The sequence below is a fragment of the Methyloparacoccus sp. NF-16 genome (assembly GCF_056880625.1).
Genome location: NZ_CP174130.1, coordinates 1,121,638 through 1,134,994 on the forward strand (window position 1 = coordinate 1,121,638; position 13,357 = coordinate 1,134,994).

General features: G+C 67.4%; 8 protein-coding genes. 4 read left to right on the top strand and 4 right to left on the bottom strand.

Translation table 11 applies throughout. The annotated features are described in order from the left end of the window. The first annotated feature begins 63 nt into the window (after nucleotides 1-63). Nucleotides 64-1,167: a fatty acid desaturase gene (locus ACH5N8_RS05430; RefSeq protein ID WP_483282811.1), complete on the top strand. Its 1,104-nt coding sequence runs from the start codon at nucleotides 64-66 to the stop codon at nucleotides 1,165-1,167. A 9-nt stretch (nucleotides 1,168-1,176) separates the two neighbouring features. On the opposite strand, the gene aqpZ is transcribed toward ACH5N8_RS05430, so the two are convergent. Both aqpZ and ACH5N8_RS05440 read right to left on the bottom strand, forming a co-directional pair. After that, complete coding sequence (gene aqpZ / locus ACH5N8_RS05435; RefSeq protein ID WP_483283173.1) at nucleotides 1,177-1,866, bottom strand: aquaporin Z; 690 nt, start codon at nucleotides 1,864-1,866, stop codon at nucleotides 1,177-1,179. Nucleotides 1,867-2,024: 158 nt separating this feature from the next. Next, a complete protein-coding gene (locus ACH5N8_RS05440; protein ID WP_483282812.1) occupies nucleotides 2,025-4,721 on the bottom strand; it encodes a PAS domain S-box protein in 2,697 nt (898 codons plus the stop codon). Nucleotides 4,722-5,093: 372 nt separating this feature from the next. Between ACH5N8_RS05440 and aceE the strand changes: the two genes are divergently transcribed. The 3 genes from aceE to lpdA all read left to right on the top strand — a co-directional run bounded on the left by aceE (nucleotide 5,094) and on the right by lpdA (nucleotide 11,186). Next, the gene (gene aceE, locus ACH5N8_RS05445; protein WP_483283174.1) at nucleotides 5,094-7,790 is read left to right on the top strand and encodes a pyruvate dehydrogenase (acetyl-transferring), homodimeric type; all 2,697 of its coding nucleotides are present in this window, start codon (nucleotides 5,094-5,096) and stop codon (nucleotides 7,788-7,790) included. A 9-nt stretch (nucleotides 7,791-7,799) separates the two neighbouring features. After that, a complete protein-coding gene (gene aceF / locus ACH5N8_RS05450) occupies nucleotides 7,800-9,440 on the top strand; it encodes a dihydrolipoyllysine-residue acetyltransferase (RefSeq protein WP_483282813.1) in 1,641 nt (546 codons plus the stop codon). Between the two features lie 327 nt (nucleotides 9,441-9,767). Then, the gene (gene lpdA / locus ACH5N8_RS05455; RefSeq protein WP_483282814.1) at nucleotides 9,768-11,186 is read left to right on the top strand and encodes a dihydrolipoyl dehydrogenase; all 1,419 of its coding nucleotides are present in this window, start codon (nucleotides 9,768-9,770) and stop codon (nucleotides 11,184-11,186) included. A 117-nt stretch (nucleotides 11,187-11,303) separates the two neighbouring features. Here the strand turns inward: lpdA and ACH5N8_RS05460 are convergent, their stop codons facing one another. Together ACH5N8_RS05460 and ACH5N8_RS05465 are read right to left on the bottom strand one after the other, a co-directional pair. Continuing rightward, nucleotides 11,304-12,578, bottom strand: coding sequence for an AmpG family muropeptide MFS transporter (locus tag ACH5N8_RS05460; RefSeq protein WP_483282815.1), 1,275 nt, complete (start codon nucleotides 12,576-12,578; stop codon nucleotides 11,304-11,306). Further along, complete coding sequence (locus ACH5N8_RS05465) at nucleotides 12,556-13,335, bottom strand: exodeoxyribonuclease III (protein WP_483282816.1); 780 nt, start codon at nucleotides 13,333-13,335, stop codon at nucleotides 12,556-12,558. Before ACH5N8_RS05465 ends, ACH5N8_RS05460 begins: the two co-directional genes overlap by 23 nt. Between the last annotated feature and the right edge of the window lie 22 nt (nucleotides 13,336-13,357).

A 13,357-nucleotide genomic window follows, 5' to 3' on the forward strand; every position in this document is an offset into this window, starting at 1 on the left:
GCGGCGGCCGGGAACCGGAAGCGCGCGGTGGCATCTCAGACCGGTCATTCCAGCCAGCACCCCATGCTCACTCCCGCGATCAAACGACTCGATTCCGCCTGTCGCCGGCTGCTGTCCTCTCTGGGCATTCCCTGGTGGACCGGCTTTGCCCTTGCCTGGTTCCTGCCACTGGCGACCCTGGCCTTCTTTCTGACCGGTCCGCACGCGGCCGGAGACGCGCTGCTCTGGACCGCGCCGGTGTGGCTGCTGATCGTTGCCGATCGCGTGGGGCCGCGCGAGGTGCGGAACGTGCCGGCGCATGTGCCGCGCGCCTTCTTCGATACGTTGCTGCATGGCCTGGTCGCGTTCCAGCTGGCGAATGTCCTCGCCATGGGCTGGATGGTCTCGCGGTTGGACTTTTCCCTGTCGGACCCGGCCAGCCTCGGCACCGCCTTTGCCAACCTGCTGGCGCTGAGGATTCTGGGCGGCACCAACGCCTGCTGTTCGGTCATCGCCCCCGCGCATGAGCTGATCCACCGGCGCACGCGCCGGCAACGCCGCTGGGGCCGCATCCTGCTGATGACGGTGTTCTACGATCATTTCCATGTCGCGCACCGGCTGGGGCATCATGCCCGGCTGGGCAGCGCGGGCGATCCCTCGACGGCCGAGCCGCGGGAGGACTACGAGGCATTCTGCCGCCGCTCGCTGCGGCAGCAGTGGCGGATCGCCTGGCAGCACCAGCCCGGCACCGTGCGCCAGGGATTGCTGCTGCAGCTGGCCCTGATGGCGGCCTATGGCGTCGCCTTCGGCGGATTGGCCCTGTTCGCCTGGTGTTACATCAACCTTGTCGCCGTGCGCCTGCTGGAGGCGGTCAACTATTTTCAGCATTTCGGCATGACCCAGGCGTCGGGGCGCGCCAGGGACACGGCCTGGCGGTGCGAGTCGGCCCTGAGCCTGTTCCTGTTCCTGGGGCTGACCCGGCATGCCGATCATCATCGCCGGCCCGGCATTGCCTACCCCGAGCTGCTGGACCGTGGCGGGCCGGCCTGCCTGCCGCATGGCTACCTGTGGACGGCGATCTGGGTCAAGAACCGCAGCGGCAGCTTCCGGCGCTGGGCGGCGGGGCAGGGATTCGGTGCGGAAGCGGCGGGACATCCCTGTCGCGCCGCGGTTTCCGGCGAGGTCTGACGCGCCGGATCAGGCGGAGGGCGCCAGCCGCCGGTAGACCTTGCCGGCCAGCCAGCCGCCCAGGAGCGGGGCGATCCAGAACAGCCACAGCTGCGCCAGCGCCCAGTCGCCGACGAACAGCGCCGGCCCGGTGCTGCGGGCCGGATTGACGGACAGGTTGTCCACCGGGATGCCGATCAGGTGGATCAGCGTCAGCCCGAGGCCGATGGCGATGGGCGCGAAGCCGGCCGGGGCGCGGCCGTCCGTGGCGCCCAGGATGATCATCAGGAACATGAAGGTCAGCACCACCTCGGCCAGCAGCGCGGCCACCAGGCCATACTGGCCCGGCGAGTGCTCACCGTAGCCGTTCGCGGCGAATCCCGAGGCGCTGGCGTCGAAGCCGGCCTTGCCGCTGGCGATGAGGTAGAGGACGCCCGCGCCGACGATGGCCCCCAGGACCTGCGCCGCCAGGTAGGGCAGGATGTCGCGGCACGGAAAGCGGCCCGCCGCCCAGAGACCGATGGAGACCGCCGGATTCAGGTGGCAGCCGGACACGTGGCCGATGGCATAGGCCATGGTCATCACGGTGAGCCCGAAGGCCAGCGCGACGCCCAGCCAGCCGATGCCGACCTCGGGCACGCCGGCCGCCAGGACGGCGCTGCCGCAGCCGCCGAAGACCAGCCAGAAGGCGCCCATGAATTCCGCTGCCGAACGATGCATCAGAGTCATTGTTTTCTCCCCCGCATAATGGTTTTGATGGGTAAGCACCGGCCCTGCGGCCACCTCGACCGCCTGGCGTGGCGCCCGCTCGCATGGTCCGGGATGTCACAAAAATGTGCAAGTCGGGCCGGCCAGACCGGCCGGCCGCAGGTTGGATGTCATGGGGTTTCCGCATCGCCGGGCCGTTCGGCTGGCGGAGGGCGGAGCATCCTTCCCAGGTTTTCCAGCAGCTCGTGCATCTGCTCGATGCCCAGCGGTTTCGCCAGAAAGTCATCCACGCCCGCTGCCATGGCGGCCTGGCGCTCCTCGACCAGCACACCCGCCGTCAGCGCGATCACCGGCAGGTGCGCCAGGCGCGGATCCTGGCGAATCAGGCGGGTCGCCGCCAGCCCGTCCAGGATCGGCATCTGCACGTCCATGAACACGACATCGAAGTCTGCCGGAGCGGCGCGCAACCGTTCCAGCGCCTGCTGGCCATCGCCGGCCTGCGTACTGTCGATGCCTTCGTGCCTGAGCATGCGCGCCACCAGCTGGCGGTTGATCGCGTTGTCGTCCACCACCAGCGCCCTGAGGATGGCCGGTCGGTCTGTTGCAAGGGGCTCGATGGGCGAGACTTCGCTGTCGCCCGGCACCGGGCTGCCCGCCACGCGCTGAAACGGCAGTTCGAACCAGAACAGGCTGCCCCGGCCCTCGATGCTGCTGGCACCGATTGTGCCCCCCATCAGCTCGACCAGGCGCTTGCTGATGGACAGGCCCAGCCCCGTCCCGCCGAATCGCCGGGTGATCGAGCCGTCTGCCTGGGTGAAGGGGCGGAACAGGCGTTCCAGGATTTCCGCGCCCATGCCGATGCCGGTGTCCTCGACCTCGAAGCGCAGCCGCACAGGCTCCGCGTCCGGAGCGCCGGCCCTGACCCGGAGCGTAACCCCGCCCTGATGGGTGAACTTGAGGGCGTTGCCCACCAGGTTGAACAGCACCTGTTCCAGGCGCAGGGGATCGCCCAGGAACCGGCCGCCGAGTTCGGGCAGTGGCTCCAGCCTCAATGTGATGCCCTTGTCGCGGGCGACCACCGAGAGGATTTTGGCCACGTTGGCCAGCTTGCGCGGCAGGTCGAACGGCTGGCTCTCGATCTGCAACTGGCCGGCTTCGATCTTGGAAAAGTCCAGGATGTCGTTGATGATGCTGAGCAGGGAGCGTCCGGCCGAGCGGATGTTGGCGACCATTTCCGCCTGGTCGGGACTCAGCGATTCCTGTTCCAGCAGCTGGGCCATGCCCAGCACGCCGTTCAATGGCGTGCGGATCTCGTGGCTCATGTGGGCCAGGAACTGGCTCTTGGCCCGGTTGGCGGCTTCCGCGGCCTCCCGCGCGTGTTGCAAGTCGCTCTCGTAACGCTTGCGCTCGCTGATGTCCTGCACCTGGGAGATGAAATACAGCGGCTGGCCGTCGCTATCCCTGACCAGCGAAGAGGCCACTTCACAGGTGATCACGTGGCCGTCCCGATGCCGGTAACGCTTCTCGAAGTTGGATTGCTCGGCAACGCCCTGCCGGGCCTCGCGCATGAATCTCAGGCTGACACTGGCGTCATCCGTCAGCGACAGATCATTGACGGTCATGGCTTCCAGCTCGGCCTTGCGATAACCGAAAATGGTGCACATCTTGGCGTTGACGCGGGTGATCCGGCCTTCCAGGTCGACCAGGCACATGCCGGTGTTGGCGTTCTCGAAGGCCAGTCGCAGGGTGGTCTCGCTCTGGCGCAGGGCGGCCTCGATTTCCACCCGCCGGCTGATGTCATAAACCTGCGCCACCATGTAGTCCGGCTGTCCATCCGCCGTGTGCACGCAGGCCACGCTTATCAGGGCGGGCACTACCCGGCCATCGGCCCCGATGTAGCGTTTCTCCATGGAAAAGCCCTGGATCTCCCCGCGCAGCACGCGGTGGAACTGGGCGTTGTCGGCGGCCAGGTCATCCGGATGGGTCAGCTCGGCCCAGGTCTTGGTCCGCAATTCCTCGCGCGAGTACCCCAGTATCTGGCAGAGGCGATCGTTGACCTCCAGCCAGCCCTTTTCCAGCGAGGTGATCGCCATGCCGACCAGCGACAGGTTGAAGTTGCTGCGGAAGAGCTGCTCGCTGGCCCGGATGGCGCCCTCGGCTTTCTGCAGCGCGATCATGTCGTCCTCCAGCCTGGCCAGTGCCAGCGTGTGATCGTATTCGAGCCGCTGGGCATTCATGATGATCTGGCTGATGGCGATCAGCAGGGCGTTGAAGGAAATCACCAGCACGACGAAGCCCTGCACCGGCGGGACTCCGGCGAAATCCCGCATCGGTCCCACCCCGCCCAGCAACAGGTGCCCGCCGCGAAACAGGTACTCCGCCGCGAACAGGGCCCACAACCCGGCCTGCCATTTCTCGCTCGCGCCCGCATAGGGGGGGCGGTTGCTCAGCAGCGCCCGGATCATGGTCAGGCTGAAGCCGAGCCCGAACACCGACATCACCACGAATCGCCCGTTGATGTCGGGCACCGTGTAGGTGTAGTGATAAAACGGCGGCAGGTACAGCAGGGTGACCAGGATGGTCCAGCCCGCGGACGGCGGCGGCTGTCCATAGAAACGCCGCGTGCCGCGCAGGTACAGCAGGGGTTCGATGAGCAGCAGCCAGTTGGGGAGCAGGATGGTGAACCAGGGCGGCAGCGTGTCCCGCGGCAGCAGGATCAGAATGGCGGCCAGGGTGCGGCAGCCGGTGCCGGCCAGCCAGTCGCCGAAGCCCGGGTAGGTGCGACGGGTAAGGTAGACCATCCCCAGGCTGAGGCTGGTCGCCAGGCACACGACCAGGGCCGAAATGATGAGGGTTCTCAAGTCCATGGCGGACGAATTCCAGCCGTCTCCAAACTGGGGAAGGATCAGCTTTGGGTCCGCATCATGTCGTGCTCCGGCGTCGAGCCGGCAATCCGGTCCCGATGTCATCCGGGCGACGCACCGGTTGTCGAACCATCCGGCACGACCTCGCCCCTCGGCGAGCGGGATTATGCCCCATGCGGCGTGTGTCGGGCGCCCCGGGGACACGCCGGAGGACCGGCGGGGTGGGAAAGCGGCAGAATCGAGGCCCGATGTCCTCAGCATCGAGGATGCCGGCATGAGCAGGCGCGAACGCCAAATCAATGGAACCGGGGGGGTGGCTTGTCTATAATCGCCGCTTTCGTTCGGATGAACCCCACGTCCAAGGAATCCCTCAATATGGCGGTTGGCACACCTTCGCATTCGCAGCAGAACCTTCACCTGACCCATGATTCCGATCCCGAGGAAACCCGCGAGTGGCTGGAGGCCCTGCAGGCGGTGATCGGCTCGGAAGGCGTCGAGCGGGCGCATTTCCTGATCGAGAATCTGGTCGACCAGGCCCGCCGCGCCGGCGCCAACCTCCCCTACAAGGCCAACACGGCCTACATCAACACGATTCCGCCGCATCTGGAGGCGCGCCTGCCGGGCGATGCCAGCATCGAGCACCGCATCCGCTCCTTCATCCGCTGGAACGCCATGGCCATGGTGGTGCGCGCCAATCGTAAGTCCACCGAGTATGGCGGGCACATCGCCAGCTTCGCCTCGGCGGCGACGCTCTACGATGTCGGTTTCAACCACTTTTTCCGGGCGCCGAGCAAGGATTTTGGCGGCGACCTGGTGTACTTCCAGGGCCATGCCGCGCCGGGCATCTATGCCCGCGCCTTCATGGAGGGGCGCCTCAGCGAGGCGCAGCTGGACCACTTCCGCGCCGAGATCGAGGGCCAGGGCAATGGCCTGAGCTCCTACCCGCACCCCTGGCTGATGCCGGATTTCTGGCAGTTCCCGACCGTGTCCATGGGCCTTGGGCCCATCATGTCGATCTACCAGGCGCGCTTCATGAAGTACCTGGAAGACCGCGGCATCCTGCATACCGCCGGGCGCAAGGTCTGGTGCTACTGCGGCGACGGCGAGATGGACGAGCCGGAATCCCTGGGCGCCATCGGCCTGGCCGGGCGCGAGAAGCTGGACAACCTGGTCTTCGTCATCAACTGCAACCTGCAGCGGCTGGATGGCCCGGTGCGCGGTGACGGCAAGATCATCCAGGAGCTGGAGGCCAACTTCCGCGGCGCCGGCTGGAACGTGATCAAGGTGATCTGGGGTTCCTATTGGGATCCGCTGCTGGCCAGGGACACCAAGGGCCTGTTGCGCAAGCGCATGGAAGAGGCGGTGGACGGCGAATACCAGGCCTACAAGGCCAAGGGCGGCGCCTATACCCGCGAGCATTTCTTCGGCAAGTATCCCGAGCTCAAGGAAATGGTCGCCAACATGACCGACGAGGACATCTGGCGCCTGAACCGTGGCGGTCACGACGCGCACAAGGTCTACGCCGCCTATCATGCGGCGGTGCACCACAGCGGCCAGCCGACCGTGATCCTGGCCAAGACGGTCAAGGGCTACGGCATGGGGCCGGTGGGTGAGGGGCGCATGTCCACCCATCAGCAGAAGAAGCTCGACGATGCCTCGATCAAGGCCTTCCGTGACCGCTTCAAGATTCCGCTGGCGGACGACCAGCTGGCCAGCGTGCCCTATTACCGGCCGCCCGAGGACAGCCCGGAAATGCAGTACATGAAGGCGCGGCGGGAGGCCCTGGGCGGCTTCCTGCCGCAGCGCCGGCGCGAGGCGCCGCACCTTCAGGTGCCCGATCTCTCGATCTTCGACAGCATGCTGAAAAGCAGCGAGGATCGCGACATGTCGACGACCATGGCCTTCGTGCGCATGCTGACCCTGCTGCTGCGCGACAACAAGGTCGGCCGCTACGTGGTGCCCATCGTCCCGGACGAGGCGCGTACCTTCGGCATGGACAGCCTGTTCCGCCAGTACCGCATCTACTCCTCGGTGGGCCAGCTGTACGAGCCCGAGGATTCCGACAGCGTCATGTACTACCGCGAGGACAAGTCCGGGCAGATTCTGGAGGAAGGCATCAACGAGGCCGGCTCCATGTGCTCCTGGATCGCGGCGGGCACCGCCTACAGCAATCACAACGTGCAGATGATCCCGTTCTACATCTACTACTCGATGTTCGGGTTCCAGCGCGTCGGCGACCTCATGTGGGCAGCCGGCGACATGCGCGCCAAGGGTTTCCTGCTGGGCGGCACCGCCGGTCGCACCACCCTGGCGGGCGAGGGACTCCAGCACCAGGACGGGCACAGCCTGCTGGCGATGTCGGCCATTCCCAACTGCGTGTCCTACGATCCCTGCTATGCCTACGAACTGGCGGTGATCATCCAGGACGGTCTGCGGCGCATGTATCAGGAAGGCGAGCAGGTGTTCTACTACCTGACCGTCATGAACGAGAACTACACCCACCCGGCCATGCCGGAGGGCAGCCGCGAGGGCATCGTCAGGGGCATGTACCGGATCCGCGAGGGCGGCCCGTCGGCCAGGCGGGTGCAACTGCTCGGCAGCGGCACCATCCTGCGCGAGGCGCTGGCGGCGGCGGACCTGCTCAGGGCGGACTATGGCGTCGAGGCCGATGTCTGGAGCGTCACCAGCTATAACGAGTTGCGCCGCGACGGGCTGGATGCCGAGCGCTGGAACCTGCTGCATCCCGGCCAGCCGCGCCGGCTCAGCTATGTCGAGCAGCAGCTGGGCGGTACGGAGGGTCCGATCGTGGCCGCCTCGGATTACATGCGCATCGTTGCCGACCAGATCCGTCCCTACGTGCCACGCGCCTTCACGGTCCTCGGTACCGACGGCTTTGGCCGCAGCGACCGGCGCTCGCAACTGCGCCGCTTCTTCGAAGTGGACCGCAACTACATCACGCTGGCCGCGCTCAAGGCCTTGGCCGATGAGGGCACGCTGACCGCCAAGGAGGTGGCCAAGGCCATCGCCAAACTGGGCATCGATCCCGAAAAGCCCAACCCCCTGACCGTCTGAGGAAGCGACATGGCCGCAGTGCAGAAAAAGGTACACGTCCCCGACATCGGCGACTTCAAGGACATCGAGGTCATCGAGGTGCTGGTCAAGCCCGGCGACGTCATCCGGCCGGAGGATTCGCTGATCACGCTGGAGAGCGACAAGGCCGCGATGGAAGTCCCGTCGCCCATCGGCGGCACGGTGGTGAGCCTGACGGTCAAGCCCGGCGACCGGGTCAGCCAGGGCTCCCTGATCCTGGTGATCGACGCCGCGGAGGAGATGCGTCCTGTGCCTGCGGCTGCGCCGCCGGCCCAGCCGGTCGCCACGGCCGCCGAACCGGCTCCGACCGCGCCCGTGATCGCGGCCCCGTCCCCGCAGGTCGCTGCGGCCGCTGGCGGTCCCGCCAGCGAGGAAGAAATTCGCGTCCCCGACATCGGCGACTTCAAGGACATCGAGGTCATCGAGGTGCTGGTCAAGCCGGGTGACAGCATCCAGGCCGAGGCTTCGCTGATCACGCTGGAGAGCGACAAGGCCGCGATGGAGGTGCCCTCGCCCAAGAGCGGCCGGGTCAAGACCGTGCATGTCAAGCCGGGCGACCGGGTCAGCCAGGGTACGCCGATCCTGCTGCTGGAGGTTGCCGGCGCGGTGGCCACCACGCCACCGGCACCGGCCGTCGCCTCCAGCGCGCCCGCGCCGGTGGCCGCCGCTGTCACCGGCCGTCCGTCAGCGGTAGCGGCCGTGGCCGCGCCGCCGGCCGCCGATGCCAAGGTGCCACCGCATGCGAGTCCGGCCATCCGCAAGTTCGCCCGCGAGCTGGGCGTCGACCTGGCAAGGGTGAGCGGTTCCGGTCCCAAGAGCCGCATCACCCGCGAAGACATCCAGGGTTTCGTCAAGCGGAGCCTGGCGCAAGCCCCGGCGGCGGCCGCGCCGGGGCTCGGCTTTCCGCCCGCCCCCGAGATCGATTTCAGCCGGTTCGGCGCGGTCGAGACGCTGCCGCTGACGCGCATCCAGAAACTCTCGGGGCCCAACCTGCACCGCAACTGGGTGTCCATCCCGCACATCACCCAGCACGACGATGCCGACATCACCGAGCTCGAGGCATTCCGCGTGTCGCTCAGGGGCGAGGCGGAGAAGCGCGGCATCAAGCTGTCTCTCCTGCCGTTCGTAATGAAGGCGGTGGCCGCCAGTCTCAAGGCCTTCCCGACCTTCAACGCCAGCCTGGCGCCCAACGGCGAGACGCTGATCCTCAAGCGATACTGCCATGTCGGCGTCGCCGTCGATACGCCGGAAGGCCTGGTGGTGCCGGTGATCCGCGACGTGGATCGTAAAAGCGTCTTCGAACTGGCGGCGGAACTGGCGGATGTCAGCCAGCGGGCGCGCAGCAAGAAGCTGCGCGGCACCGACCTGGAGGGTGGCTGCTTCACCATCTCCAGCCTCGGCGGCATCGGCGGCACGGCCTTCACGCCCATCATCAACGCCCCCGAGGTGGCGATCCTGGGCCTGTCCCGCAGCCAGATGAAGCCGGTCTACCGCGACGGCCAGTTCGTGCCGCGCCTGATGCTGCCGCTGTCGCTGTCCTATGACCATCGCGTCATCGACGGCGCGCTGGGTGCGCGTTTCGTCGTGCACCTCGGCACCACGCTGGCGGACCTCAGGCGTATCCTGCTGTAGTCGGGCGCCGTCCATGACTGCCGTCCCGCACCCCGGATGCCCGCCCGAGGCCTGCCCGGAATGGCGAGCCCGCCCGTCGGTCAGGCGCGAGCATCCAGCCGCCGCGGAAAACCGCGGCCGGGGGCACAGGTTCCCATGTCGCCCATCACTGGACGTCCACGCCCGGCGAGGGCGTAGCGGTGGCCGGTTGCGTCGGCCTGGATGCCGGGCACGGCTGGCCGGTGGCGGCAAGCATGTTCTCCCGCCCGTCGAACGACCGGACCCGCAGACCGGCGCCGACCCTGGCGTCGGCGCCAACCTCCTGACCCCATCCCAAGGATTCCCGCCATGAGCGAAAACGCCTCCCTGCACGCCGACGTCCTGGTCCTCGGAGCCGGACCCGGCGGTTATACCGCCGCTTTCCGCGCCGCCGATCTCGGCAAGAAGGTCGTCCTGGTCGAGCGCTATCCAACCTTGGGCGGCGTCTGCCTGAATGTCGGCTGCATCCCGTCCAAGGCCCTGTTGCACTCGGCGCAGATCATCCACGAGACGGCGGAGAGCGCCAATACCGGGGTCAGGTTCGCACCGCCCGAAATCGATCTCGACAAGGTGCGCGATCACAAGAACAAGGTGGTCAAGACCCTGACCATGGGGTTGGCTGCCATGGCCAGGCAGCGCGGCGTGACCGTGATCCAGGGGCTCGGCCGGTTCATCAGCGACAAGTCGCTGGCGGTGAGCAGCGCCGAGGGCGAGCGGACCGTGACCTTCGATCATGCCATCATCGCCGTGGGTTCGCAGCCAGTGAAGATTCCCGGTTTCCCGCATGACGACCCGCGCCTGATCGACTCCACCGGCGCGCTGGAACTGGCGGATATCCCCGCACGCCTCCTGATCGTCGGCGGCGGCATCATCGGCCTGGAAATGGCGACCGTCTACCATGCGCTGGGCTCCGCCATCACCGTGGTCGAGCTGATGGACCAGCTCATTCCCGGCTGCGACGCCGACCTGGTCAAGCCGCTGCATCAGCGCGTCAAGAAGTGGTACGAGAATATCCACCTCAAGACCCGGGTCACCCGTATCGAGGCCAGGGCCGAGGGACTGGAGGTGTTTTTCGAGGGCGAGGGTGCCCCGGCCTCCGCAGTGTTCGACAAGGTGCTGGTGTCCGTCGGACGGCGCCCGAACGGGCTCGGCATCGGCGCCGAACAGGCCGGCGTGCAGGTCGACGAGCGCGGCTTCATCCCGGTCGACCGCCAGCAGCGCACCAATGTGCCGCACATCTTCGCCATCGGCGACGTGGTCGGCAATCCCATGCTGGCGCACAAGGCAACCCATGAGGCCAAGGTTGCCGCCGAGGTCATCGCCGGCCACAAGTCGGCCTTCCAGGCGCTGACCATTCCCTCGGTTGCCTACACCGATCCGGAACTGGCCTGGATGGGACTGACCGAGACCCAGGCCCGGGCGCAGAGCATCGCCGTCGAGACCGCCACCTTCCCCTGGGCCGCCAGCGGCCGCGCGCTGGGTATCGGGCGCCGCGAGGGCCTGACCAAGATCATCGTCGACCCGGAGACCCATCGCATCCTCGGCGCCGGCATGGTCGGTCCCAACGCCGGCGAGCTGATCGGCGAGGCGGTGCTGGCGCTGGAGATGGGCGCCGATGTCGCCGACATCGCCCTGACCATCCATCCGCATCCCACGCTCTCGGAAACCTTCGCCTTCGCCGCGGAAATGGTCGAGGGGACGATCACCGATCTCTATCTCAAGAAGTAGGCGTCAGCGGCACGCCGCCGGCACTTGGCCGACCCAGGGCGCTCGCCGCCTCTGGCGCTGGCGGGGTGATACCCCGTGGCCGGCGTGCCCTCGGCAACGCGACGCCGTCGGCGCGACTCAGGCCGGACGCCTGTCGGCCCATGGGGCTACCTTGAACAGCAGCAGCATGCCGGGCAGGGCTGCGCCGAAGCAGACGAGGAAGAATCGTTCCCATCCCAGGGCCTCGACGTGGAACAGGCCGATGTCTCCGCCCTCGACGAGGAAGCCGGTGACGGCATTGGCCAGGGTGCGCGGCGTTGCGGCCAGGCTGGTGAACAGCGCGAACTGGGTTGCCGTGTAGGCCGGGTGGGTGGCGTTGGCGGTAAAGGCGACGAAGGCGGCGGTGCCCAGGCCGACGCCGAAGGCTTCGGCGCCGATCACGGCGGCCAGCCCCGCCAGCGTATGTCCGGCCGTCGCCAGCCAGGCGAAGCCGAGGATCACCAGCGCCTGCAGCACGCCGAAGACCCATAGCGCGCGGTTGAGGCCGAGCCGCATCATCCAGATGCCGCCCAGGATGCCGCCGACGACATTCGGCCAGAGACCGGCATTCTTGGCGATCATGCCGATCTCGGTCTTGCTGTAGCCCATGTCCAGGTAGAAGGGCGTGGCCAGCGAGGTCGCCATGCTGTCGCCAAGCTTGTAGAAGAAGATGAAGGCCAGTACCGCCAGGGCACTGCCCCAGCCCCGGCGGCCGATGAACTCCCGGAACGGTTCGACGACCGCCTGTCGCAGGCTGGCCGGTGCGCGGACCGAGGCCGGCGGTTCCTCCACCAGAAGCGTCATGAGCAGTCCCGGCAGCATGAACAGGGCGGTGATCGGATACACCGCATGCCAGGCGAGGTGATCGGCCAGGATCAGCGACAGCGAGCCCGGCACGAGGCCGGCGATCTTGTAGGCATTGACGTGCACCACGTTGCCGAGGCCCTGCTCCTCGTCGCGCAGGAGTTCGCGCCGGAACGCGTCGATGGCGATGTCCTGGGTTGCGGAGAAGAAGGCCACGGCGACGGCCAGCGCACTGATGGCGGGCAGGTCCGCCTGCGGCGACAGCCAGCCGAACAGCGGGATGCTGGCCAGCAGGGCCAGCTGGCTGACGAGCATCCAGCCGCGCCGGCGGCCGAGTCGCAAGCCGAGCCCGTAGCGGTCGCACAGCGGCGCCCAGGCGAATTTCCAGATGTAGGGGAACTGCACCAGCGCCAGCAGGCCGATGGCCTTGAGATCGACCCCGCCCTCGCGCAGCCAGGCGGTGAGCAGGCTGATCAGCACGAACAGCGGCAGCCCCGACGAAAAGCCGGTCAGGATGCAGAGCAGGATGCGCCGGTTCAGCAGGCGTTCACGCCGGGAAGGGGTAGTCATAGTCGATGGTCAGGGGGGCATGATCGGAGAAGCGGCTGTCCTTGTAGATCGCGGCGGCGCGCAGACAGGGGGCGAGGCGGGGGCTGACGACCTGATAGTCGATGCGCCAGCCGACGTTCTTGGCCCAGGCCTGGCCGCGGTTGGACCACCAGGTGTACTGCTCGGGCCGGTCGTCGAGGGCGCGGAAGGCGTCCACCCAGCCTTCCCGGTCGAACACCTGGTCCAGCCAGGCGCGCTCTTCTGGCAGGAAGCCGGAATGCTTCCGGTTGCCGCGCCAGTTCTTGAGGTCGATGGGCTTGTGGGCGATGTTCCAGTCGCCGCAGAAGATGTAGTCGCGCCCGGAAGCGGCGCAGTCGCGCAGGTAGGGCAGGAAGCGTTCCAGGAAGCCGAACTTGACCGACTGGCGTTCCTCGCTGGAAGAGCCCGAGGGGAGGTAGATCGACACCACGCTGAGATTGCCCCAGCGCGCCTCCAGATAGCGTCCCTCGGCGTCCATGTCCGGCCAGCCCAGACCCCGGATGATGTCATCCGGCTCCCGCCGCGAGTACAGGGCAACCCCGCTGTAGCCCTTTTTCTCGGCATCCACGTAGTAGGTGGAGTAGCCGTCCGGCCAGAAATGCCGATCATCCAGCTGGTGTTCCTGCGACTTGGTTTCCTGGAGACAGACGATATCGGCGTCCTGCCGTGCCATCCAGTCGAAGAAGCCCTTGCGGGCGGCGGAACGGATACCGTTGGCGTTGAGTGTGACGATCCGCATGCGCGGGAATACCGGGGCGAGG